Raw genomic sequence first — 22,149 nt, 5'->3', positions numbered from 1 at the left:
AACACAGGTCAGGAAGATCATGGCGAAAATCGAAATCTATACCAAGACTTTCTGCCCCTATTGCACGCGCGCAAAGGGGCTTTTGCAATCCAAGGGCGTAGCCTTTGAAGAGGTCGATATCGGCATGGGCGGCTCCAAGCGCCAGGAGATGATCCAGCGGGCGAATGGTCGTACCACGGTGCCGCAGATATTCATCGACGACCGCCACATCGGCGGATCGGACGATCTGGCGGCGCTCGATCGGCAAGGCGGACTGGATCCCCTGTTAGCCGCATGAAAGCTGCCTTGCTGCAGATGACGAGCGGGATCGATCCCGCGGCCAACGGGCGTACGCTTGTTGAAGCAGTCGCGCATGCCGCAGGGCAGGGTGCGGCCATGCTGTTCACGCCGGAAATGTCTGGGCTGCTGGACAGAGACCGCGACCGAGCGGCAGGGTCGCTGGCTAGCGAGGAGGATGATCGCGTGCTGGCAAGCGTGCGGGAAGCCGCGGCACGCCACGGTATCTGGGTGCACCTTGGCAGTCTTGCGGTCGTCCGACCCGACGGTAAGCTGGCCAATCGCGGCTTCGTCATCGACGATCGCGGCGATGTGCGGGCACGCTATGACAAGATGCACTTGTTCGACGTCGATCTGCCCGATGGCGAGCGATGGCGTGAATCCGACCGCTATGCCGCCGGCGAGGGCGCCGTGCTGGTCGAAACGCCGCTCGGCATCCTAGGCCTGGCAATCTGCTATGATCTTCGCTTTCCCGATCTGTTCCGGACGCTGAGCGATGCCGGCGCGACCTTGTTCGCAGTGCCTGCGGCGTTCACCCGTTCCACCGGTGCGGCGCATTGGCACGTGTTGCTACGTGCGCGCGCGATCGAAGCCGGCGCGTTCGTGCTGGCGGCGGCGCAGACCGGCGAGCATGAAGACGGCCGCGCCACCTATGGACACAGCCTTGCGGTCGGCCCCTGGGGCGAGGTGTTGCTCGACATGCACGACCAAGCCGGGATGGGTTTCGTCCAGGTCGATCCGGCGCGCGTTCGAGAAGCACGTGAGCGCGTACCGGTTCTGAAGCATCGCCGCGTGACACCAGCGGTCACCCTGGCATGATCGTCTTCGACTTGAAGTGCACGGCATCGCATGTTTTTGAAGCATGGTTCGGATCCAGCACGACCTATGAGGAGCAGCGCGACGCCGGCCTGATCCTATGCCCGATCTGCGGTGACAAGGACGTCACGAAGGCGGTGATGGCTCCAAACCTCGCTGCCAAGAGCAATCAGCGCGCCGAAAGGATGCCGGCTCCCGGTGTGAGTGCACCTAACCAGACACGGTCTCCAGCAGCGGTGAAGGCCGCCATCGCAAAGTTGGCCGCAGCACAGGCAACGCTGCTCGAAAAGTCGCAATGGGTGGGGTCTGCATTCACCGATAAGGCGCGTGCGATGCACGTGGGGGACGCGCCAGCTGCCTCCATTCATGGTCAAGCCACTGCCGAGCAGGCGAAGGAACTGATTGAGGAGGGCATCCCGGTTGCGCCGCTGCCGCTGCCCGTGGTTCCTCCCGAGGCTTGCAATTGATTCCTGCCTCAGGGCTCTTTACCAGCGGCAACGTGCCCCGATAGCTCAGCAGGACAGAGCAGTGGTTTCCTAAACCAAAGGTCGGGAGTTCGAGTCTCTCTCGGGGCACCATCACTTGCTTACAGCCGTTCGCGATCCTCCCTACGCATTGCCGCGGCTTGACTTGTAGAAAATCGTTCCGCAAATGTTCTCGACGCAATGGGGGAGGCGGCATGACCCAGATGGCGAAGCGTGAGCAGGCGAGCGCTTTTTCGACATGGCTGAGGACAGGCGAGCTGCCGCCTCGACATTCGGATGGAATCGAGTTCAAGTTCAATCCGTGGCACGATCCGGCAGATGGCCGGTTCACCTTTGCGGGATCGGTCAGTATCATGGGCGGGCGGGACCGGCTCCGCCCGGGGCGCAAGCAGCCGCGCCCCAGCACTGTCGGGCGTGGCGACCAGCGGAAGCCGCGGGCGGCAACATCGCCAAATGCGAAGGGGTCGCATGCTCAGCAAGCCGAGACTTAGCAAGGGGCAGTCAGATGCCGACGCGGTTGAGGGAGGGCTACGGCCACTCCCAAGTCGGCCCCGGAACAAGCCAAAGCCGGTCGCTGAGTTCGTCGGCGGGGTGGGCGAAGGGTTGTACGGTGCTGCGAAAGAGGCGGTCGCAGGTGCGTATTCCGTAATGACGACGAACTCGGTCACGACCGTTCGGAACGCTCGCCGGGGCATCGGCGAGACGATCGATCGGGTGATAGCCGCCGAAGACACGCCGGCTCGTGTCCAGGTCGCGCGTGCAGCCGACGCTGTAGCCAACGCCTCGGCGCGCGATATCGGTCGTGCCACCGGGTCAGTCGCCGGCAACGCCGCGCTGGCAGCCGCGCCGGGAGTGGCCGTTGCCAGGGTTTCTAAGTTGCGTAGTCTTGGAAAGCTGACACCCCGCCCAACCTTTGATCCGCCCGAGATCGGCTGGGTTAAAGAGAACCTCGGCAAGGCTAGTCCAGCAACTCGATATAACGACGCTGCAGCGGGCGCGCGGCACGGCCAAGCGCCGACATTGATGCGAACGATGCCGGACGGATCGAAGCGGCCGGTGAAGTTCGATGGCGTACAGGGCGACTACGTGATCGATCGAAAGATGGTTGTCGTGACTGCCCCACGCGCGCGAGCCCGGTTATTGCGGCAGTCAGAGGTGCTGGCGCAAAAGCGTCTTATTGGGGTTTGGGAAGTTCCTAACCCTGCTCAGAAGACGAAAGCTTTAAAGCTGCTTAAAGACATGAAAGTTACCACCATAAATGTGAGAGTGGTAAAGCCATGATTGCTACACAGATCGCGCGCATGATCGCGCATTACATGATATTTCTTGATCTAACAGATGACGACGTTCTCGATCCGGATGCAGCCGTCCAAATGATGGAGCAGCTAGGAAGCGACCTGGAAGCCTTGGACAAGGGCTTCCTTCGAGAGCTGATCGATGCTTTTGCAGTGATCACCCCGGAATACAGTGGCGAAGCACAAGAGGTCGTGCGCAACATCGCGCACAGCTTCTATCTCGAAGAAGTCCTGGCAGCCGACGATCCGATGAGGCTGGCGGAGTTGGAGGCTCTACGCGATGCGCGAGCCTAAAGGCTGAGACAATACCGGGAGCGCGGTCTGCGTCTAGGTCGCCGGTCAGTGACACTTTAAGAAACGCTCAAGCGCTATAGCGCTGATCAACAAGGTGAGCGGTACCAACACCAAGGTCAGGGTAGTAGAGCCAGGATTGCCCTCCAAGTCGCGCGTATTATCGCAAACCTATCGTTGTTTCTTGATCTGACGGAAGACGAAAATCTCGATCCCGATACGGCTGTCCAAATGATTGAAGCGCTAGGGGGCGGTCTTCAGGCGCTCGATAAGCCTTTTCTCCGCGAGCTTGTCAACGCGTTCTCTGTGATAGCTCCGGAGTATAGCGGCGAGGCGCAGCGGCTGGTGCGCAACCTGGCTCACGACTTCTATCTCGAAGAGGCGCTGGCAGCCGACGATCCGGTGAAACTGGCCGAACTGGAAGCGGTGCGCGACGCGGAGGAGGAGTGAGCGCCTACCGCAGCAGCCCAGGGGAGGGGTAACTGCTTACCCAGGTAGTGTGATTGCCGCGGCACCAGCCTGTCAGAGATTGGGCAGCTCCGCTTCCTCTCAACGCCCAGAAGCTGCTGCTGGAGAGGCGACAACGTCGATGTCAAGGGAGTCCGGCCATGATAGCTATTCAGATCGCCCACATAATTGCCGATTTCATGGTATTTCTTGAGCTAACCGACGACGAGATTCTGGATTCTGACAATGCCGTTGAGATGCTGGAGCAGTTGGGGAACGATCTTCAAGCCTTGGATAAGGGGTTTCTTCGCGAGTTGGTCAACGTTTTTGCTGTCATCGCTGAGGAGTACAGCGGCGGAGCGCAAGAGGTGGTACGCAACATTGCACACAGCTTCTATCTCGAAGAGGTACTCGCATCCGACGATCGGCGAGACCGGCGGAGCTGGACGCCTTGCGCGATTGCAAGCCATTGAAGGCCACGATGGCTATGCGATAATAGTGGCAGACCACAGCCTTGCGGCGCATTGGTAGAGCTACGCACCGCAACAGCAAATGCGTTGGGGGCAAGCGTCTGGTGCTCGATAGCATCGCAGGCGCCGTACGCAGCTAGATCGTAGTGGCCCCTGCTTTCGGACCGGCTAGCGGCACCTCCAGCAGCGCGTCGGTGAAGCGCTTGCGCCACCACAGTACGTCCTCGCGCTCGATGCCGTCCATCATTGCGCGCCAGCGGCGGATACGCTCGGCGCGGGGCATGCGGAGCGCCTGGAGGATGGCGTCGGAGATTTCCTCGGCGCTGTAGGGGTTCACCAGTACGGCCTCTTCCATCTGCGCCGCGGCGCCAGCGAAGCGGGAGAGGATCAGGACGCCCGGGTCCTCCGGATCTTGTGCGGCGACATATTCTTTGGCGACCAGGTTCATGCCGTCGCGCAAGGGCGTGACCAGCCCGATCTTGCTGGCGCGATACACGCCGGCGAGGACGTCGCGCGAGTAGCCTTGGTTAACGTAGCGGATCGGTACCCAGTCGAGATCGGCATGCTCGCCGTTGATCCTGCCCGATAGCGTTTCCAATACGTTACGAATGCGCTGATAGGTTTCCACCGCGGCGCGCGAGGGCGGCGCGATCTGGAGCAGGAACACTTCCTTGCGCGTCTCGGGATGCTCGCGGAGAAAGCGTTCGTAGCCGAGGAAGCGCTCTTCGAGCCCCTTGGAGTAATCGAGCCGGTCGACGCCGACGATCATCGAGCGGCCGGTGGCGCTCAGCTTCATTTGCCTGAACGTGTCGCGGGCGGTCTCGCTGTCGGACAGCGTGCGGAACTCGCCGGCGTCGATGCCGATCGGGCAGACGATCACCCGCACGCTGCGGCCGCGGTAGCGGATCACGTCGCCGTCCTCGATCTCGGCGCCCATGTCGCGCTGAGCGAAGTCGCAGAAGGATTCGAGCCATTCCTGGGTGTGGAAGCCGATCAGGTCATAGGCGAACATGGTCTCGACCAGCTCGGCGGCTTCCGGCAGCGTGCCGAGCAGGCGGCGCGGCGGCCAAGGGGTGTGGAGGAAGAAGCCGATCCGGTTGGCGCAGCCGCGGTTGCGCAGCTCCTGGCCGAGCGGGATCATGTGGTAATCCTGGATCCACACCGCGTCTTCTTCCTCGACCAGCGGGCGGACAGTCTCGGCAAAGCGTTCGTTGGCGCGCTGGTACCCGCCCGCGAAGCCGCGCTCATATTCGGCCAGGTCGATGCGGTAGTGGAAGAGCGGCCACAACGTGCGGTTGGCGTAGCCGTTATAATATTCCTCGATGTCCTGTTCTTCGAGGTCGACGGTGGCGGTGGTGTAGCCGTCGCCGCGGTGCAGGTTGACCTGGCCGGTGAAGGCGTCGGTCTGTTCACCCGACCAGCCAAACCAGATGCCGCCCATTTCGGCGAGCGCAGCCTGGAGTGCGACGGCGAGGCCGCCCTGCGCGCCCGAGTGCGAGCCGGTCGGGGCACTTACACGATTGGAAATGACGATCAGACGGCTCAACGGATCGCACTCCAGGGCTTGCTGAGCAGGACCGCGCAGTTGATCATACCGACCAGCGAATAGGTCTGCGGGTAATTGCCCCAAAGCTCGGAGGTGACCGGATCGATATCCTCTGAGAGCAGCCCGGCCGCGGTGCGGCGGGCGAGCATCTCCTCGAACAAAGCCCGTGCGTCGGCGCTGCGGCCGGTGAAGTGCAGCGCCTCGATCAGCCAGAAGGTGCAGACATTGAAGGCGGTCTCGGGCAGGCCAAAATCGTCCTCGGTGTCATAGCGCAGCATGTGCGAGCCGCGGCGCAGGCCCGCCTCGACCGCGGTGAGCGTGTCCTTGAAGCGCTGATCGTCCGGGGAGAGAAAGCGCAGGTCGAGCAGCTGGATCAAGCTGGCGTCGAGATCGTCGCCCGAGAAGGTGGCCGACATGCGGCGGGTGTCCTCGCGCCAGGCCGTGCGCTCGATATGCTCGCGGATGTGGTCGGCGCGCTCTTGCCAGAAGGCGCGGCGATCCTGAAGCTTGAGCACTTCAGCGGCGTTGGCAAGCCGGTCGCACGCGGCCCAACACATCGCTGACGAATAGGTGTGGACGCTCTGGCGGGTGCGCAGCTCCCACAGCCCGGCGTCAGGCTGGTCGTAATTCTGCCACGCGCGCTCGCCGACACGCTCCAGCGCCTCGAAGTCCTCGACGCCAGCCATGCGGAACAGCCGCTGATCGAAGAACGCCTGGACGTTGGACAGGACGATCTGGCCATAGGCGTCGTGCTGGATCTGCTCATAAGCCTGGTTGCCGACGCGGACTGGGCCCATGCCGCGATAGCCGGGGAGCTTTTCGGCAAAGCCTTCCTCCAGCGTCGCTTCACCGAGCACGCCGTAGAGCGGCTGGATGTGGCCGCCCTTGGCACTGTCGACGATGTTGCGGAGGTAGACCAGATAGCCTTCGAGCACATCGAGCGCGCCGAGGCGGTTGAGCGCCTGAACGGTGTAATAGGCATCGCGAATCCAGCAATAGCGGTAATCCCAGTTCCGCTCGGAGCCGGCATGTTCGGGGATGGAGGTGGTGAGCGCGGCGACGATCGCGCCGGTTTCCTCGTGCTGGCACAGTTTCAGGCTGATTGCCGAGCGGATCACGACGTCCTGCCATTCCAGCGGGATGGCTAATCCTCGGACCCATTCCTGCCATTCATGTGTGGTGTTGGCCAGCATCTCGTCGACGCTGCTTGCGAGTTCGCCGCTGAAGCTTTCGTCGGGGCCGAGGAAGAAGTGGAGGGGGCGTTCGAGGCGGAACAGGCGCTCCTCATGCACCAGACCCACCGGCGCGGTGGTGGTGAGGCGCATGGTAAGTGCTTCCATCGTATAGCGAATATGGTTTGATCCGCCGATCCGCTGGTTGCAGGCGCCGCCCCAACCACAGGAGGGGCGCAGGCGGACACGGATGCGCGGACTGCCGGTCACCGGCCGCACGATCCGGGCATAGGCGGTGGGGCGATAGGTGCGGTTGGAGCGGCGAAAATACGGGCAGAAATCGACGATCTCGATTGCGTTTCCCGCGGAATCGGTGTGCCGGGTGACCAGGACCGGCGTGTTGCGCAGGTAATGCTGCTCAGTGGACGCGCAGTCCTCCAGGTCGATCGCCCATAGGCCCGTGGCATCTGGAGCCGCGGTATCGGGGCCGCCGACCAATGCCGAGAAGATCGGATCGCCGTCGACGCGCGGCACGCAGCCCCACACGAACTGGCCGGCGCGGTCGATCAGCGCGCTGACCTGGCAATTGCCGATCGGCCAAAGGTCGAGATTGGTCGTCATGCAGCACTCCCACAGGCGGCTTCAAGCCAGGCGAGCGTCGCCTGGACATCATTCAAACGATAGGTCGCGTCGGTTGGACGGGACGCCCCGACAAGGATGCCGGCGCCACCCAGAGCCGCGACGGCTTCGAAGCCGGGCTCGTCCGTGTGATCGTCTCCCATGAACAAGGGACGCGTGGAGGCGAGTTCGGGTTCCGCCATTAGCGTCCGGATCGCCGCGCCCTTGTCGCCGCCGCCCGCGCGAACCTCGACCATCATCTTGCCGGGCTGGAGGTGGAGATTGTGGCGTGCGGCCATTTCGCTGGCCAGTGCCTGGGCGGCTTCCTCCGCATCGGGCGCCATGCGGAAATGCAGCGCGGCGCCCAGCGGCTTGTCCTCCACCAGCATGCCGGGCGTGCGGTCGGCGAGCGCGTGCATCGCGGCGAGCGCTTGCGCCATGCCCTCCGGGCGATCGGCGACCCGGACCCGGCCATCGTTCCAGCGGAACTCCATGCCGTGGCTGCCGACGACGGTCATCCCCTCGCTGCCGAACAGCGCGTGGATCTGTTCGGCGGGACGCCCGCTGACGATGGCCACACGGCCATCGAGGCGGGCAGCGAGGCTCCGCATGAGGGCGTGAAGGCGGTCGTCGACGGCTACCGCATCGGGGCGGTCGGCGAGTTCGACCAGCGTGCCGTCGAAGTCGAGGAACAGGCTGGCGCCGTCGAGAAGGTCGGCCGGCGGCGGGGGCAGGGTGGCGTGGGGCATGCGGGCCTCCTGACGCACCGGGGCGCGGATGGGAACCCCTGTGGGAATCCGGCGATAGTTTGAAGGACGAAGCCCTATCCCGAACCAGTTCCCCGGCGGAGGCCGGGGCCCAGTCGCGTTGCACTGGCAAAAGCGCGGCGCCATCTCAGCCTGGGTGGCGGCTGGGCCCGGCCTTCGCCGGGAAAGTGGAAGCGTCATTCCTCCCCCTTCGGGAGAGGATTTTCAACGTCACTCCGCCACCGGCTTGCCGCCCGGCTTCCATTCAGGCTTGGCGCGGCTGTTCGCCAGGCTGCGCAGCGGCGCCACCAGCGACTGGATCGCGCGGGTCATGAAGGGGAGGTCGAGCCGCTCCACCGTATCCTCGGGCGTGTGATAGGTCGGCACCACGGCCCAGCCCGACACGGTGTGCGCGACGATGCCCTTCTGCGCGAGCGCGTAATTGTCCGATCGCTGGAAGAAGTTCTGCTCGGGGTAGGGATCGGCGGTCACCAGCGCGCCATGCGCCTTCAGCGTCTCGCCAAAGGTCGAGCGGTCATAGCCGGTCATCATCATCGTGCCGGCGGGCAGCTTGGGGTCCTGCTCGCCGATCATCTCGATCTCCAGATTGGCGACCAGCGTTTCGAGCGGCACCGGCGGGTTCGCAATGAACTTCCGCGCGCCGAAGCCGCCGGCTTCCTCGCTGCCATAGGCGACGAACAGCACGCTCCGGCGCAGCTTCTTGCCCTGCGCCAGCGCCTTGGCCAACTCGATCACCGCCGCGGTGCCCGATGCATCGTCATTGGCGCCGTACATCACCTGCCCGTCAGGACGGACGCCGAGATGGTCGAGATGCGCCGAGACCAGCAGCATGCCAGCGCTGGGATCGGTGCCCGGCAGCCAGCCGATCGCATTGGTGGTGACCAGCTGCTGCTCGACCAGCCCGGGCAGGGTGAGCGCAATGTCGGCGCCCGGCTGTGCGGCGAGCGCGTCGAACGCGGCATCGGGCAGCGCGACCACGGTGGGGCGCGGGCTAGGCGCCTCGCCCTTGAAGGTGCGCGGCAGGCGCGGCGCGCCGCCGATCTTCTGATAATAGTCACGCACTTCGGGGGTGGCGCGGACGATGACGAGCCTGGTCTTTGCAGGATCAACCGCGCCGGCGACACGCAGTGGATTGATGCCGGTGCCGGAGAGGATCACCACAGCGCCGGCAATCTGCTTGGGATCGTTGCCGGCGAATACGCTCAGCGTGCCCGTGATGGGCCGGCCGGTGGAGGAGAACAGCAAAGGCGCATCGACCGCCACGCCATTGGCAGTGAGCAGTGCCGGGCCGTCGAGCTTGAGCGCGGTGACGTCGGCGCTTTGCGTATAGCCGGTCATCCCGGGTGCGGGCTGGAGCCCATAGCCGCGGAACATCGCCGCGACATACGCCGCCGCCGCGGCTTCGTCCGGCGTCGCGCTGCCGCGGCCGCGCAGGGCGGGGCCGGCGAGGTAGGAGACGTGGCCGCGGACGGAGGGTTCACTGACGGTTTGGGCCTGAGCAGGGATGCTGAGGATGGACGCGCTGGCGGCGGCGAGGAGTAAGGTGTTCAGCTTGTGCATGGTGGCCTCGATCTGCGTTCAAGGGAGCTTAGGAACGCGCGGGGTTGAGGGCAACGGGGCTCTGGACGCGCGGATCGGCGAAAGCGGGCCAGCAACTTATTTACTAGCTGCACTTCGCATATATCGTTTATGCCGGATATATGGAAAGTAATTCGGCTATCGCCGCTTTCGGTGCGCTCGCGCAAGGTACGCGGCTGGACGCGTTCCGGCTGCTGGTGCGGCATGAGCCGGATGGCCTGCCGGCGGGGGAGATCGCAAGGCAGCTCGACGTGCCACAGAACACCATGTCGGCTCACCTTGGGATCCTCTCACGCGCCGGCATCGTGCGATCTGAGCGGCACAGCCGCTCCATCATCTACCGTGCCGACCTGGACGGCCTGCGGGCGCTTACGCTGTTTCTGGTCAAGGACTGCTGTGCCGGCTCGCCGGAGCTTTGCGCACCGCTCCTCGCCGAACTCACCCCCTGCTGCTGAAGGAAGCCCCATGGTCAACCCCACGGCCGCTGACATCGTGATCTACCACAACCCCGACTGCGGCACGTCGCGCAACACGCTGGCGATGATCCGCAACGCGGGGATCGAGCCGCACGTCGTCGAGTATCTGAAGACCCCGCCGTCCCGTGCGCTGCTGGCTGACCTGATCGACCGCGCCGGCGTCACCCCCCGCGATCTGCTGCGCGAGAAGGGCACGCCCTACGCCGAACTGGGCCTGGGCGACCCGTCGCTGAGCGACGACGCGCTGCTCGACGCCATGATGGCGCACCCGGTTCTCATCAATCGGCCGCTGGTCGTCTCGCCGCTCGGCGTGCGGCTCTGCCGTCCGTCCGAGGCCGTTCTCGATCTGCTGCCCGAGCCGCAGCAGGGCGCGTTCGTCAAGGAGGATGGGGAGCAGGTGGTGGACGCCTCCGGGCAGCGCATCGCCTGATGCTCCTCGCCCTAGCCATCTTCATCGTCACGATCACGCTCGTCATCTGGCAGCCCCGCGGCCTGGGCATCGGGTGGAGCGCGATGGGCGGCGCGGCAGTGGCGCTGATCGTCGGGATCGTCTCGCTCTCCGACATTCCGGTCGTGTGGGGCATCGTCTGGAACGCGACCGCGACCTTCGTCGCGATCATCATCGTCAGCCTGCTGTTGGACGAGGCGGGGTTCTTCGAATGGGCGGCGCTCCACGTCGCGCGCTGGGGCGGCGGGCATGGCCGACGGCTGTTCGTCCTGATCGTACTGCTTGGCGCCGCGGTTTCGGCGCTGTTCGCCAACGATGGCGCGGCGCTGATCCTGACGCCGATCGTGATCGCGATGCTGCGCGCGCTCGGCTATCGCGATAGGGCGACGCTGGCGTTCGTCATGGCGGCGGGGTTCGTCGCCGACACGGCAAGCTTGCCTTTGATCGTCTCCAACCTGGTCAATATCGTGTCGGCCGACTTCTTCCGCATCGGCTTCGCCGACTATGCGTCCGTGATGGTACCGGTCGACCTCGCGTCCATCGCCGCGACGCTCGTGGTGCTGCTGCTGTTCTTCCGCCGCGACGTGCCGCCATCGTACGACCTGACGCAACTCCGCGCACCGGCCGACGCGATCCGCGATCGCGCCACGTTCAGGGCCGGCTGGACCGTCCTCGCCGCCCTGCTGGCGGGATTCTTCCTCCTCGAACCCATCGGCGTGCCGGTCAGTGCCGTCGCCGCTGCCGGCGCGGTACTGCTGCTCGTCATCGCCGCGCGCGGTCACGTTATCGAGACCCGCAAGGTGCTGCGCGGCGCGCCATGGCAGGTCGTGATCTTCTCGCTCGGCATGTATCTGGTCGTCTACGGCCTGCGGAATGCCGGGTTGACCGGCCAGCTCACTGGTCTCCTCGATCGCGCCGCCCAAGGGGGCGTGTGGGGCGCGGCGTTCGGCACCGGCATCATCGCCGCTTTGCTGTCGTCGGTGATGAACAACATGCCTACGGTCCTCGTCGGCGCGCTGTCGATCGATGCCACCCATGCCACCGGCGCGGTCAAGGAAGCGATGATCTACGCCAACGTCATCGGCTGCGACCTCGGCCCCAAGATCACGCCGATCGGCTCGCTCGCGACGCTGTTGTGGCTGCACGTGCTTGGGCAGAAGGGCATCCGCATCGGCTGGGGCTATTATTTCAGGGTCGGTGCGACGCTGACCGTTCCGGTGCTGCTGGTAACGCTCGCCGCGCTGGCGCTGCGGCTTGGTGCCGTTTGACCCTGTGGACCTCCAACAATTCAACCGGACACCCGCCTGATGCCCCTGCGCACCCTCTCCGACCCCGACCACCTGCCCGTGCTTGATCGGCGGTTCGCGTTCGACCGACCGGCCCTCGGGCTGGGCGCAGGAGACCCACCCCCGCGGATCCTGCTGCTCTATGGCTCGCTGCGAGAGCGATCCTATTCACGGCTGTGCGTTGAGGAGGCGGCGCGCCTGCTGCGGTTCTTCGGCGCGGACACGCGCATCTTCGATCCCTCGGCCCTGCCGCTCCCCGACCAGGTGCCCGGGGACGATCACCCGGCGATCCACGAACTGCGCGAACTATTTATGTGGTCGGAGGGGCAGGTGTGGTGCAGCCCCGAACGCCATGGGCAAATCACCGGCGTCATGAAAACGCAGATCGATCACCTGCCGCTCTCGATGGGTGGAATGCGGCCGACGCAGGGCCGGACGCTCGCGGTCATGCAGGTGTCGGCAGGATCGCAGTCGTTCAACAGTGTGAACACCCTGCGCGTTCTCGGCCGCTGGATGCGGATGGTCACCATCCCGAACCAGTCGAGCGTCGCCAAGGCGTTCGCGGAGTTCGATGACGCTGGCCGGATGAGGCCATCCAGCTATTATGATCGGATCGTCGATGTGATGGAGGAGCTGGTTCGCTTCACCATCCTGCTGCGGCCCCACGCTGCGCAGCTGGTCGATCGATACTCCGAACGGAAGGAAGCCGGCGAGCCGATGGGCGCCACAACCGACCTTTCGAGCATCGCAACAGCGCCGCAGTCCTCAAGCTGAACAAAGGGCAGCTTCTAGGTTTGCTTGAACATCCTGAATCGTTGAGCTTCGGGCGCAAGCGGCCCTTGTTACGTGCGCTTCAACGCCACCAGCATCGCATCCAGTGCTTGCAGGAAGCGCGAGCGGTCCGCCGCTGCGAACGGCTTGGGGCCGCCGATCTGGTCGCCGCCGGCGCGCAGGTCGGCCATGATGGCGCGGGTGGCGATGGCGCTGCCGATCGAGCTGGTGGTGAAGGGCTTGCCGGTGGGGCTGAGCACGCGGGCGCCGGCCTTCAGCGCGCGATCGGCGAGCAGGATGTCGGCGGTGATCACCACTGCGTCCGGGCCTGAACGCTCCGCGATCCAATCATCGGCGGCGTCGAAGGCGTCGCTTACCACGATCCGGCTGACCAGCGGGTGCTGGGGCACGCGGATATGCTGATTGCTGACCACCGTCACTGGCACTTCGTGGCGCCAGGCGACCTTGTAGATCTCGTCCTTGACCGGGCAGGCGTCGGCGTCGACCAGGATGCGGGGCTGGGTCACTGGTCGTTACTCCAGTTCATACGCGGGCTGTTCCCCGGCGAAGGCTGGGGCCCAGTTTCGGCGCTTAGGTGACGGTGCACATCCTTGCGACCCGCATTGCGACTGCGCCCGGCCTTCGCCGGGGAACAGTGCAGGCTCGCTCAGGCGCGCGGACCGCGGGGCGGGCCCTTGCGCACGTAAGGCTTGGCCGAGTGCGTGCCGCGTGCGCCGCCGGTGGGGCGGTTGGCGCCGCCGGCCGGACGATTCGGACCGCCGCGCGGAGCGCGTCCACCCTGCTGCACAGGGCCTTCGGAGACTTCGAAACGGACATCGTCGTCTTCGCTGGCGGTGCGGGCGACCGACGCCTGGAACTTGGCGGCGAGCGCGCGGGGCACCTGGAACGCGGTCTCGTTCGGGCCGATGCGGATCGCGCCGACTTCGTTCTTGGTGATGTGGCCGCGGCGGCAGATCAGCGGGAGGATCCAGCGCGGATCGGCATTCTGGTTGCGGCCCACGTCCATGCGGAACCACACGATGTCGTCAAAGCCTTCGCGACGCGCGGGCTGGCGCTCGTCGCGATCGCCACCCTGCGAGCGGTCGTTGAGCTCCTCGGGCTGCGGCATCGACGCGCGGTGCGCGTGGACCAGCGCGGCGGCGATCTCCTGCGGCGACTTCTCGGCCATCAGGCGCTCGGCAAGCGCTACGTCCTCCTCGTCGGTCTCGACAGGGGCGAGCAGGGCGGCGAGCAGGCGCTCATGATCCTGGGCGCGGATCGCCTCGGGCGTCGGGGCGTCGATCCACTCGGCGTTGATGCGCGCGCCGCGCAGCATCATCTCGACCCGGCGGCGGCGCGGATAGGGGACGATGAGGACGGCGGTGCCCTTCTTGCCCGCGCGGCCGGTGCGGCCCGAACGGTGCTGCAGCGTCTCGGCGTCGCGCGGCAGCTCGACATGGACGACCAGCGTGAGCGTGGGGAGATCGATGCCGCGCGCGGCAACGTCGGTGGCGACGCAGACGCGGGCGCGGCGGTCGCGCAGCGCCTGAAGCGCGGCGTTGCGCTCGTTCTGGCTGTGCTCGCCCGACAGCGCGACGGCGGAGAAGCCGCGCTCGGTCAGCGTGGCATGCAGGTGGCGGACATTGTCGCGCGTGGCGCAGAACAGCATCGCCGTCTCCGCCTCATGGAAGCGCAGCAGGTTGATGACCGCATGCTCGATCTCCGACGGGCTGACGGTCACCGCCTGATAGGCGATGTCGCCATGGCCGCGATCCTCGCCCACCGTGGAGATGCGCAGCGCATCCTTCTGGTATCGCTTGGCGAGCTGGACGATGGGCTTGGGCATCGTCGCGGAGAACAGCAGCGTGCGGCGCTCGTTCGGGCTGGCGTCGAGGATGTGCTCGAGATCGTCGCGAAAGCCCATGTCGAGCATCTCGTCGGCTTCGTCGAGCACGGCGGCCTTGAGCGCGGACAGGTCGAGCGCGCCACGTTCGAGGTGATCGCGAAGGCGGCCCGGGGTGCCGACGACGATGTGCGCGCCGTGGCTGAGCTGGCGGCGCTCCTTCGAGGCATCCATCCCGCCCACGCAGGTGGCGATGCGCGCACCGGTCGGGCCATAGAGCCAGATCAGCTCGCGGCTGACCTGGAGCGCGAGCTCGCGGGTGGGAGCGATGATCAGCGCGTGCGGCTCGCGGCTGGGGATGACGCGGCCGTCTTCGCCCAGAAGGTCGGGCGCCATGGCCATGCCGAAGGCGACGGTCTTGCCCGACCCGGTCTGGGCAGACACGATCAGGTCGCGCCCCTTGGCCTCGGGTTCGAGAACGGCGGCCTGGACGGGCGTGGGCGCGGCGTAACCACGCGCGGCAAGCGCTTCGGCGAGAAGCGGGGGGAGAGTCGAGAATGGCATGAACCCGCCAAATGGGGGCGCAAGGCGCTCGGGGCAAGCTTTATATGCAGTGCAGCGGAACCGGGCTGCGCTTTGGCGCGCGGGATGCGCAATATTGCCGGACAACGCTGCGACAGGCGCGGTTTCAAACCCCCGCGCATCAGAGCGCCTGCGCCGCGGCCCAGCCGCTGGCCCAGGCCCATTGGAAATTGTACCCGCCGAGCCAGCCGGTGACGTCCACCGCCTCGCCGATGGCGTAGAGGCCGGGCACCTTGCGGGCTTCCATCGTCTGCGACGAAAGGTCGGCGGTGGAAATGCCGCCGACGGTGACTTCGGCTTTGGCATAGCCTTCGGTGCCGTTCGGCAGGAACGGCCAGGCGGCGAGGCGCTGTTCGGCTTCGGCGAGCTTGCGGTCGGCCAGGTTGGCGAGTTCGCCGGGGAGCGCGAGCTGTTCTGCAAGCGTTTCCGCAAGGCGGCCGGGCAGGGTGTCGGACAGCAGCTTGCGCAGCGTGGTGCGCGGGTGGCTGCGCTTGGCGGCGGCGAGCCAGCCGGTGGCGGCGTGGGGCAGGAAGTCGATCGCGATGTCCTCTCCGTGTCGCCAATAGGAGCTGACCTGGAGGATCGCCGGGCCGGAGAGGCCCCGATGGGTGAACAGCGCCGCTTCGTCGAAGCCGGTCTTGCCGGCACGCGCGCGCACCGGCGCTGCAACGCCCGCGAGATCGCGGAACAGCGCCTGGTCGGCGGGCAGGGTGAGAGGAACGAGCGCGGGGCGCGGCTCGACCACTTTGAGCCCGAAACGGCGCGCGAGGTCATAGGCGAAGCCGGTCGCACCCATCTTGGGGATCGACGGCCCGCCGGTGGCGATCACCAGCGCAGGCGCGGTGTCCTGGCCAACACGATAGCGGCCATCGGCATGTTCCACTTCGCCGATCTGGCGGCCGGTGTGAAGCGTCACCTGGCCCGCGTCGCATTCGTCGAGCAGCATGTCGACGATCTGCCGCGCCGAGCCGTCGCAGAACAATTGGCCCAGCGTCTTCTCATGCCAGGCGATGCGATGCCGCTCGACCAGATCGAGAAAGTCCTGCGCGGTGTAGCGGCGCAGCGCCGACTTGGCGAAATGCGGGTTCTGCGACAAATACCGGTCGGGCGCGGTGTGCAGGTTGGTGAAGTTGCACCGCCCGCCGCCCGAGATGAGGATCTTCTTCCCCGCGCGGTCGGCATGGTCGATCAGCAGCACACGGCGGCCCCGTTGGCCGGCGATGGCCGCGCACATCAACCCCGCGGCGCCGGCGCCCAAGACGATCGCGTCATATTCGGCCATTTGGGAAAGCGCTCAGTGCAACTTGGCGATGTTCAGCCCGTCGAGCTTGGCGCGTTCCTTGACTGACTCTTCGCTGCGGGTCAGCGCCTTGGCTATCGCCTTCAGCGCCATGCCTTTCTTTGCCAGCGTGTGCAGCTTCTGGACTTCATCGGGCCGCCAGGGCTGGCGGTGGCGCTCGAAACGCTCGGACACTTGGGAACTCCTGTGGCCGGACAATCCGGCCACCTGCCCGCTAGCACCGGCGCTACGCGGTAGCCAGCATCGGTTCGGTGAGCGCTTCCTGAAGATGCGCTTCCAACTCGGCGGCGCGGTGCTCGGCGGTGTGTTCGGCCAGCACCCGCTCGCGCGCCGCATGTCCAAGCGTATCGGCATCGCTCGCCAGCGCGGCCAGCACATCATCGGCCGTCTTCGCCAGGATGATCTCGCGGCCGGGCTCCAGCACCGTCTCGATGCCGTTCCAGATGTCGGAGATGATCGGCGTGCCGCACGCGCATGCCTCGAAAATGCGCACCGAGGGCGACCAGCCCGCGGCGATCATGTCGGCGCGGGTCACGTTCAGCGTGAAACGCGACGCGCTGTAGAATTCGGCATGGTCGGCGGGCGGACAATGCTCGATCCGCTCGACATTGGCCGGCCAGTCGATGTCGTCGGGATATTGCGGACCCGCCACGACGAAGCGCAGGTCGGGGCGCGCGCGTGCCGGTTCGATCAGCAGGCGTTCGAGCGTCGGTTGGCGATCGGGGCTGTAGGTGCCGAGATAGGAAAGGTCCCACTTCTTCGGTACGTCCAGCGGGCGATAGGCCGTGGCATCGACCGAGCAATAAAGCGGCCGCGCGGCAGGAGACCCGTATTGCTGCTCAAGACGGTCAAGCGTCGGCCCGCCAGTGAACGAGAAATAGACGTCATAGCCCGGTATCACTTCGGGCGAGAGATACTCGAAATCGCCGCGTTCCAGCTTGGCGAGCGTCACGGGCGTGTCGATGTCGTAGAAGCTCGTCACCCCCTCCGCACGATCCTGAACATAGCGCGCGACCGCCACCCCTTCGGGCACATAGGAGCCGACCATCACTGCGTCCGCCGCGACGATATCCGCCTCAAACCGGTCCAGATCGGCGAGGTCGCTATAATATTCCAGCCGGCAAAAGCCCGGCTCCGGCATGTCGCGGCTGTTGCGGTACCACGGGACGTCGCGCTCCAGGAACAGGATGTCGTGCCCGCGCGCCGCGAACGCCTTCAGCAGCGCGCGGAACGTGGTGGCGTGGCCATTTCCCCAGGACGAGGAAAGCGACAGCCCCAGAACGACCAGCTTCATGCCGGCACGCTCATGCGCGCGCGCTGCTCGGTCAGGATCGCGTGAACCTGATGCCCGCGCAGTTCATAGGTGTGCTCGGCCAGCACGCGCGCCAGCGCGGCGTCACCGATCGCGCGCGCACGCTCGGGGGTGAGTGCCTTCAGATGCTCGGCGACATCCTGGCCATCGCGCGCGACCAGCACTTCCTCGTCGGGCTTCAGGAACTGCTCGATACCTTCCCACGCATCGGTGATCAGGCATGCAGCGGCGCCGGCGGCTTCGAACACGCGGGTGGCCGGCGAGAAGCCGATATTCGCCATGGAATCCCGCGCGACGTTCAGCACGGCGTTGGGCGTGCAGTTGAACGCGTTGTGATCGGCGGTGCCGACATGGCCGATTGCGCGGACATTCTCCGTCATCGGCTTGTCGTGCCAGCCATTGCCCCCCAGCATGAATTTCCGGTCGGGCAGCAGCGCGGCGGCGCGCAGGAAGAACTCCTCGATCCGCGCCTCACGGTCGGGCAGGCGGTTGGCGAGCAGACCCAGGTCCGCGGCAAAGCGATCGTTGCGCGGCGCCGGGTGGTGCGTCTCGGGATCAAGCGCGTTGTACACCGGGATACAGCGCTTGGCGCCAAAGCCTTGATAGGCGTTGATCACCGGCGGCCCGCCGCCATAGGTCAGCACCATGTCGAGATCGCCGAGCGCCGAATGGATCGGGTGGTTGGCGTCGTGCCGCATCTCATCCAGCGTCGCCGCGGCGTCCACGTCCCAGAAGATGCGGATCGCATCGGGATGGCGCAGGATCCCCTGGAGCAGCTCGGTATCGAACACACCGACGCCGCTGGCCTTCACCACCACATCGGCGTCACCGCCGGCCTCTAGCACCTTGGCGAGCGCGTCGCTGGTCGCCGGATACACCACCACCTTGGCATAGGACGGCGGATCGATATCGCGATGCTGCTGCCGGTCGAACGCGTCGGGTTCGTAGAAGGTGATCTCGTGGCCATGGGCGGCGAGCGCCTTCAGGATGCCGCGATAATAGGTCGCCGCGCCGTTCCAATAGGAAGAGAGCAGGCTGGAGCCGTAAAAGGCGATCTTCACGCGACGATGCTCATATGGCTTGGCCTCAGATGGCTTGTGGAAATGGCGGTTTGCGGGCGCAGCGTGGCGACGATGTCGAGCAGTTCGTCGACGCGGTGCGCGCAGGTATGGCGGTCGAGAATGGTTTCCAGTCCGCTATTGACCAGATGTTCGCGCAGACCCGCGTCATTCTGGATCTCGCGCAGCTGGCGGGTCATTTCGGCGCCGTTGCGGGCGACCAGATAATCCTGACCTGCACGGAAGAGATGCTCGGCATCTTCCCAGGGCGCCGAGACCAGCGGAATGCCGCAGGCCAGCGCCTCGAACACGCGGATGGTGGGAATGCCGGGCAGGATCGTGCTGTAGAAGCGGCGCGGCACATGCACGGTTGCCAGGTGCCGCGCGAAGATCTCCGGCGCACGCGCGTTCGGCGCCCAGCCATGATAGCGCACGCCGTAGCGCGCGAGCATGTCCTTGGCTTCGTCTGGGTATCGCACGCCATAGATGTCGAGCGGCAGCGCGGTTTCCTGCGCGGGGCGGAACAGGAAGTCCTCCAGTTCCGCGGTGCGCTCGCCATCGCCCCAATTGCCGATCCACACCAGCCCTTCGCGGTCTTGCTCCTGCGCGGGTGGGTGGAAGTGGAGGGTGTCGGCGGCCTCATGCCAGGTCCAGACGCGGCCCTGCCAGCCCCAGCCGCGATACACCTCCGAAAGTGTCTCGCCGAATGCGAGCACCCCGTCATAATCCTCCAGGTCGTACGCCTGCATCGATGCCGGCTCGCTCACCGCGCGGTGATGGGTGTCGTGAAACAGCAAGGTAAACGGCGCGCCGTTACGGCGGATGCTGCCAAGCCGGGCAACCAGATGATGGTCGTTCCATTCATGAACGATCACCAGATCGGCACCGTCGACCAGCCGCTCCAGCTGGGCGAGCGGGGTGTAAGTGCGCGAGCTCAGCTCTGGATAGGCCTGGCGATAGGCGTGCAGCCCGGTCTCGCCGTGATCGGCGAGCAGGTTCTGGAGGCTCCAAGCGCCTTCGGGCTCCCACACCGACACGTCGTGTCCGCGGGCGATCAGCTCACGCAGCACCCCGCGCAGGAAATGCGCGTTGCCATGGTTCCAGCAGCTCGACAGCGAATGGGTGAAATAGACGATCTTCATGCGGCTCGTTTCGCTGGCGCCTTGGCGGCGAGTTCGGTGAACAGGGCGGCCATGGCGGTGGCCTTGGCTTGCGGGGTGTAGCGCGCGGCGCGGCTACGCGCGGCGTCGCCCAGGCGGTGGCGCAACACGGAATCAACCAGGATCGCCTCGACCGCGTCGGCATAACCCGCCTCGTCGCCGGGCGCGACGAACAGTGCGGCATCGTCCCAAAGCTCGCGGAAGGTGTCGATGTCCGACAGCACCAGCGGGCAGCCGGCATGCGCTGCCTCGAGCACGGCCAGGCCAAAGGGTTCGAAGCTTGCCGCGGAAACGAACACCGGTCGTGCCGCCAGGCGGCGCGCCAGCGCTTCGCTCGACAAATGGCCGAGCGCGTGAAGGTGCTGCAGCGCGATCGTCTCGCCATGCGGTCCCTGCACGGCGCCCGCGGCGCAGAAGGGAACCGACAACCAGGCGGCGGCACGGTCGAGCGTGCGGATGCCCTTTACCTGGTCCCACAGGCGGCCCGCGGTGAAGGCGAAATCCTGTGGCGCTGCAGCAGGCATGGGTGCCAGCGGGTTGCGCCCATTGTGGATCGCGTGCGGCGTCTTGGCGAGGCCATAGTGTCGGGCGATCGTCGCGGCATAGGCGGCGCTGGGCGCGACCACCTGATCGGCGGCATGCAGCCCTTCGTGCATCAAAAGACGGTGCCAGCGATATTGCTGCGCAAGATCACCGCCGAACGCCGCATCCCACCAGGTGGCGACACAGCCATGCGTCACTGCAATCACAGGTACGTCGAACCGCGCGCGCGCGCCCAATGTCGGCATGTTGAGCTGGACGAGGTCGGCGCCGGTCTTGCGCGCCAGTGCTGCGATCGCTTCTCCGGCGGCAAGCACGGGTTCGGGCGCATCGCACAGCCAGTCGAGCGGCAGCCGTGTGTCGACCAGCGTCAGCCCCTTTATGCGCTTGGCCTCGGCGCGCTGCGCGGGGCTGGGCGAGGGGCCAAGCACCGCGAGCGTGGTGCGCACGCCACGGGGTGCGAGCGCGGCGGCGAGATCCAGCGCATATTGCCAGACCCCGCCCACCGCATCCGCCGTCATCAAGAGCTTCAGTGGAGCGGCTCCGCTCATGCAGTCAGGCGTTCGCGCTCTTGCGCGGGCGAGAGCGTGAAGCCGCGTTCCTCGGCGAGCCAGCTGGCCAGCGCCGCCACGCCGTCGCGCCATGGCACCTTGGGGCTCAGGTCGAGCGCGGCCTGCGCGGCGCGGGTGTCGGCGACGAAATAGCGCTGGTCGCCCGCGCGCCAGTCCGAATAGTCGATCTCGACCGGGCGCCCGATCAGGTCGCCGATATACGCGAGCAGCTGGCGCAGACTGACTGCGTTCTGCGGCCCGCCACCCAGGTTGAATGCGCGGCCGGAGACTTGCTCGATCCGCTCCCAGGCATGGATGTACGTCTCGACTGCGTTCGATACGTCCAGGATGTCGCGGACCTGGTGGCCGTCGCCATACAGGGTGATCGGCTTGCCTTCCAATGCGCGGATCAGGAAGTGCGCGACCCAGCCCTGATCCTCGGTGCCCATCTGGCGATGGCCATAGATGCAGCTCATCCGGATCACCGCGGTGGGCACGCCAAAGCTGCGCGCGTAATCGAGCACATATTGGTCGGCCGCCCCCTTCGAACACCCATAGGGCGTATGAAAGTCGAGCGGCCGATCCTCTCCTATGCCATGGTCGCGGATGCGCGGATCGGTGGGCACATAAGCCTCGTCCTCCAGCGCGAAGTCGAGGTCGATCAGGTCGCCATAGACCTTGTTGGTCGAGGCGAAGATGACCGGCGTCTTGGTCTCACGCAGCGCGTCGAGCACGTTGAGCGTGCCGCGAATGTTGATTTCGAAATCGTCGCGCGGATCGACCATGCTGGTTGTCACCGCCACCTGCGCGGCCAGGTGGAACACCGCCTTGGCACGCCGTGCGGTCTCCGCGACCACGGGTTCGTCGCGGATGTCGCCGATGATGGCTTCGATGCGGTTGTGGTGACGCTGCTGGAGCCAGCGCAGGTTGCTCTCGACGCCCGGGCGGCTGAGCGCGTCATAAACGATGACCGAATGGCCTTCGCCCGCCAGCCGGTCGGCGAGGTTCGATCCGATAAAGCCCGCCCCGCCCGTGATCAGGATCGGGCGGTCGTCCTGCAC

General features: G+C 66.0%; 24 protein-coding genes and 1 tRNA gene. 12 read left to right on the top strand and 13 right to left on the bottom strand.

The window, feature by feature from the left end:
• Positions 1-19 precede the first annotated feature (19 nt).
• The 8 genes from grxC to FHT02_RS08130 all read left to right on the top strand — a co-directional run bounded on the left by grxC (position 20) and on the right by FHT02_RS08130 (position 4,083).
• Positions 20-277 carry a glutaredoxin 3 gene (grxC, locus tag FHT02_RS08165; RefSeq protein ID WP_184086411.1) on the top strand — a complete coding sequence of 86 codons (258 nt, stop codon included), beginning with the start codon at positions 20-22 and terminating at the stop codon, positions 275-277.
• Positions 274-1,095, top strand: a complete 822-nt coding sequence (locus tag FHT02_RS08160; protein WP_184086409.1) for a carbon-nitrogen hydrolase family protein — start codon at positions 274-276, stop codon at positions 1,093-1,095. Before grxC ends, FHT02_RS08160 begins: the two co-directional genes overlap by 4 nt.
• Positions 1,092-1,559: a DUF1178 family protein gene (locus tag FHT02_RS08155; protein WP_184086407.1), complete on the top strand. Its 468-nt coding sequence runs from the start codon at positions 1,092-1,094 to the stop codon at positions 1,557-1,559. The genes FHT02_RS08160 and FHT02_RS08155 overlap by 4 nt, the downstream gene beginning before the upstream one ends.
• Positions 1,560-1,593: 34 nt before the next feature.
• Positions 1,594-1,670, top strand: a tRNA-Arg gene (locus tag FHT02_RS08150).
• Between the two features lie 555 nt (positions 1,671-2,225).
• Complete coding sequence (locus FHT02_RS08145) at positions 2,226-2,858, top strand: hypothetical protein (protein ID WP_184086405.1); 633 nt, start codon at positions 2,226-2,228, stop codon at positions 2,856-2,858.
• Positions 2,855-3,166 carry a hypothetical protein gene (locus FHT02_RS08140; RefSeq protein WP_184086402.1) on the top strand — a complete coding sequence of 104 codons (312 nt, stop codon included), beginning with the start codon at positions 2,855-2,857 and terminating at the stop codon, positions 3,164-3,166. Before FHT02_RS08145 ends, FHT02_RS08140 begins: the two co-directional genes overlap by 4 nt.
• A gap of 174 nt (positions 3,167-3,340) precedes the next feature.
• Positions 3,341-3,613: a hypothetical protein gene (locus FHT02_RS08135; RefSeq protein WP_221239375.1), complete on the top strand. Its 273-nt coding sequence runs from the start codon at positions 3,341-3,343 to the stop codon at positions 3,611-3,613.
• 158 nt (positions 3,614-3,771) lie between these two features.
• Entirely contained in the window at positions 3,772-4,083 is a 312-nt protein-coding gene (locus tag FHT02_RS08130; protein ID WP_246352267.1) for a hypothetical protein, read from the top strand.
• Between the two features lie 133 nt (positions 4,084-4,216).
• Here the strand turns inward: FHT02_RS08130 and FHT02_RS08125 are convergent, their stop codons facing one another.
• The 4 genes from FHT02_RS08125 to FHT02_RS08110 form a co-directional block, all read right to left on the bottom strand.
• The gene (locus FHT02_RS08125; protein WP_184086400.1) at positions 4,217-5,626 is read right to left on the bottom strand and encodes an alpha,alpha-trehalose-phosphate synthase (UDP-forming); all 1,410 of its coding nucleotides are present in this window, start codon (positions 5,624-5,626) and stop codon (positions 4,217-4,219) included.
• Positions 5,623-7,419, bottom strand: coding sequence for a glycoside hydrolase family 15 protein (locus FHT02_RS08120; protein WP_184086399.1), 1,797 nt, complete (start codon positions 7,417-7,419; stop codon positions 5,623-5,625). Before FHT02_RS08120 ends, FHT02_RS08125 begins: the two co-directional genes overlap by 4 nt.
• A complete protein-coding gene (gene otsB / locus FHT02_RS08115; RefSeq protein ID WP_184086397.1) occupies positions 7,416-8,165 on the bottom strand; it encodes a trehalose-phosphatase in 750 nt (249 codons plus the stop codon). Before otsB ends, FHT02_RS08120 begins: the two co-directional genes overlap by 4 nt.
• Positions 8,166-8,393: 228 nt before the next feature.
• Entirely contained in the window at positions 8,394-9,743 is a 1,350-nt protein-coding gene (locus tag FHT02_RS08110) for a M28 family metallopeptidase (protein WP_184086395.1), read from the bottom strand.
• A gap of 140 nt (positions 9,744-9,883) precedes the next feature.
• On the opposite strand from FHT02_RS08110, the gene FHT02_RS08105 reads away from it, so the two are divergent.
• Genes FHT02_RS08105 through arsH form a run of 4 tightly spaced genes read left to right on the top strand, consistent with a single transcriptional unit; the run spans position 9,884 to position 12,745 of the window.
• On the top strand, positions 9,884-10,216 hold the full coding sequence (locus FHT02_RS08105) for an ArsR/SmtB family transcription factor (protein ID WP_184086393.1): 333 nt from the start codon (positions 9,884-9,886) through the stop codon (positions 10,214-10,216).
• A 10-nt stretch (positions 10,217-10,226) separates the two neighbouring features.
• Positions 10,227-10,667 (top strand): arsenate reductase (glutaredoxin), encoded by a 441-nt coding sequence (arsC, locus tag FHT02_RS08100; protein ID WP_184086391.1) that lies wholly within the window; start codon positions 10,227-10,229, stop codon positions 10,665-10,667.
• On the top strand, positions 10,667-11,953 hold the full coding sequence (locus tag FHT02_RS08095; protein WP_184086389.1) for an arsenic transporter: 1,287 nt from the start codon (positions 10,667-10,669) through the stop codon (positions 11,951-11,953). The genes arsC and FHT02_RS08095 overlap by 1 nt, the downstream gene beginning before the upstream one ends.
• Positions 11,954-11,992: 39 nt before the next feature.
• On the top strand, positions 11,993-12,745 hold the full coding sequence (arsH, locus tag FHT02_RS08090; RefSeq protein WP_184086387.1) for an arsenical resistance protein ArsH: 753 nt from the start codon (positions 11,993-11,995) through the stop codon (positions 12,743-12,745).
• A gap of 68 nt (positions 12,746-12,813) precedes the next feature.
• Here the strand turns inward: arsH and FHT02_RS08085 are convergent, their stop codons facing one another.
• The 9 genes from FHT02_RS08085 to FHT02_RS08045 form a co-directional block, all read right to left on the bottom strand.
• The gene (locus FHT02_RS08085) at positions 12,814-13,269 is read right to left on the bottom strand and encodes a YaiI/YqxD family protein (RefSeq protein WP_184086385.1); all 456 of its coding nucleotides are present in this window, start codon (positions 13,267-13,269) and stop codon (positions 12,814-12,816) included.
• Between the two features lie 140 nt (positions 13,270-13,409).
• Positions 13,410-15,149, bottom strand: coding sequence for a DEAD/DEAH box helicase (locus FHT02_RS08080; RefSeq protein WP_184086383.1), 1,740 nt, complete (start codon positions 15,147-15,149; stop codon positions 13,410-13,412).
• A 139-nt stretch (positions 15,150-15,288) separates the two neighbouring features.
• Positions 15,289-16,449 carry a BaiN/RdsA family NAD(P)/FAD-dependent oxidoreductase gene (locus FHT02_RS08075; RefSeq protein WP_184086381.1) on the bottom strand — a complete coding sequence of 387 codons (1,161 nt, stop codon included), beginning with the start codon at positions 16,447-16,449 and terminating at the stop codon, positions 15,289-15,291.
• Positions 16,450-16,461: 12 nt separating this feature from the next.
• A complete protein-coding gene (locus FHT02_RS08070) occupies positions 16,462-16,641 on the bottom strand; it encodes a hypothetical protein (protein WP_184086379.1) in 180 nt (59 codons plus the stop codon).
• 52 nt (positions 16,642-16,693) lie between these two features.
• On the bottom strand, positions 16,694-17,761 hold the full coding sequence (locus tag FHT02_RS08065; protein ID WP_184086377.1) for a CgeB family protein: 1,068 nt from the start codon (positions 17,759-17,761) through the stop codon (positions 16,694-16,696).
• Complete coding sequence (locus FHT02_RS08060; protein WP_184086375.1) at positions 17,758-18,840, bottom strand: glycosyltransferase family protein; 1,083 nt, start codon at positions 18,838-18,840, stop codon at positions 17,758-17,760. The genes FHT02_RS08065 and FHT02_RS08060 overlap by 4 nt, the downstream gene beginning before the upstream one ends.
• Positions 18,837-19,979, bottom strand: coding sequence for a CgeB family protein (locus FHT02_RS08055; protein ID WP_184086373.1), 1,143 nt, complete (start codon positions 19,977-19,979; stop codon positions 18,837-18,839). The genes FHT02_RS08060 and FHT02_RS08055 overlap by 4 nt, the downstream gene beginning before the upstream one ends.
• Entirely contained in the window at positions 19,976-21,088 is a 1,113-nt protein-coding gene (locus FHT02_RS08050; RefSeq protein WP_221239374.1) for a glycosyltransferase family 4 protein, read from the bottom strand. Before FHT02_RS08050 ends, FHT02_RS08055 begins: the two co-directional genes overlap by 4 nt.
• Complete coding sequence (locus FHT02_RS08045; RefSeq protein WP_343056866.1) at positions 21,085-22,149, bottom strand: NAD-dependent epimerase/dehydratase family protein; 1,065 nt, start codon at positions 22,147-22,149, stop codon at positions 21,085-21,087. Before FHT02_RS08045 ends, FHT02_RS08050 begins: the two co-directional genes overlap by 4 nt.

Origin of the sequence: Sphingomonas xinjiangensis (genome assembly GCF_014199255.1) — a bacterium.
Lineage (GTDB): Bacteria > Pseudomonadota > Alphaproteobacteria > Sphingomonadales > Sphingomonadaceae > Sphingomonas > Sphingomonas xinjiangensis.
This window is presented reverse-complemented; position numbering and strand designations above follow the sequence as displayed.

What these genes read in the sequence shown, in the direction of transcription:
- otsB (WP_184086397.1), bottom strand. Translation starts at nt 8,165, where the DNA reads ATGCCCCACGCCACCCTGCCCCCGCCGCCGGCCGACCTTCTCGACGGC.
- arsH (WP_184086387.1), top strand. Translation starts at nt 11,993, where the DNA reads ATGCCCCTGCGCACCCTCTCCGACCCCGACCACCTGCCCGTGCTTGAT.
- FHT02_RS08120 (WP_184086399.1), bottom strand. Translation starts at nt 7,419, where the DNA reads ATGACGACCAATCTCGACCTTTGGCCGATCGGCAATTGCCAGGTCAGC.
- grxC (WP_184086411.1), top strand. Translation starts at nt 20, where the DNA reads ATGGCGAAAATCGAAATCTATACCAAGACTTTCTGCCCCTATTGCACG.
- FHT02_RS08140 (WP_184086402.1), top strand. Translation starts at nt 2,855, where the DNA reads ATGATTGCTACACAGATCGCGCGCATGATCGCGCATTACATGATATTT.
- FHT02_RS08080 (WP_184086383.1), bottom strand. Translation starts at nt 15,149, where the DNA reads ATGCCATTCTCGACTCTCCCCCCGCTTCTCGCCGAAGCGCTTGCCGCG.
- arsC (WP_184086391.1), top strand. Translation starts at nt 10,227, where the DNA reads ATGGTCAACCCCACGGCCGCTGACATCGTGATCTACCACAACCCCGAC.
- FHT02_RS08095 (WP_184086389.1), top strand. Translation starts at nt 10,667, where the DNA reads ATGCTCCTCGCCCTAGCCATCTTCATCGTCACGATCACGCTCGTCATC.
- FHT02_RS08110 (WP_184086395.1), bottom strand. Translation starts at nt 9,743, where the DNA reads ATGCACAAGCTGAACACCTTACTCCTCGCCGCCGCCAGCGCGTCCATC.
- FHT02_RS08160 (WP_184086409.1), top strand. Translation starts at nt 274, where the DNA reads ATGAAAGCTGCCTTGCTGCAGATGACGAGCGGGATCGATCCCGCGGCC.
- FHT02_RS08145 (WP_184086405.1), top strand. Translation starts at nt 2,226, where the DNA reads ATGACGACGAACTCGGTCACGACCGTTCGGAACGCTCGCCGGGGCATC.
- FHT02_RS08055 (WP_184086373.1), bottom strand. Translation starts at nt 19,979, where the DNA reads ATGAAGATCGTCTATTTCACCCATTCGCTGTCGAGCTGCTGGAACCAT.
- FHT02_RS08065 (WP_184086377.1), bottom strand. Translation starts at nt 17,761, where the DNA reads ATGAAGCTGGTCGTTCTGGGGCTGTCGCTTTCCTCGTCCTGGGGAAAT.
- FHT02_RS08155 (WP_184086407.1), top strand. Translation starts at nt 1,092, where the DNA reads ATGATCGTCTTCGACTTGAAGTGCACGGCATCGCATGTTTTTGAAGCA.
- FHT02_RS08050 (WP_221239374.1), bottom strand. Translation starts at nt 21,088, where the DNA reads ATGAGCGGAGCCGCTCCACTGAAGCTCTTGATGACGGCGGATGCGGTG.
- FHT02_RS08130 (WP_246352267.1), top strand. Translation starts at nt 3,772, where the DNA reads ATGATAGCTATTCAGATCGCCCACATAATTGCCGATTTCATGGTATTT.
- FHT02_RS08075 (WP_184086381.1), bottom strand. Translation starts at nt 16,449, where the DNA reads ATGGCCGAATATGACGCGATCGTCTTGGGCGCCGGCGCCGCGGGGTTG.
- FHT02_RS08105 (WP_184086393.1), top strand. Translation starts at nt 9,884, where the DNA reads ATGGAAAGTAATTCGGCTATCGCCGCTTTCGGTGCGCTCGCGCAAGGT.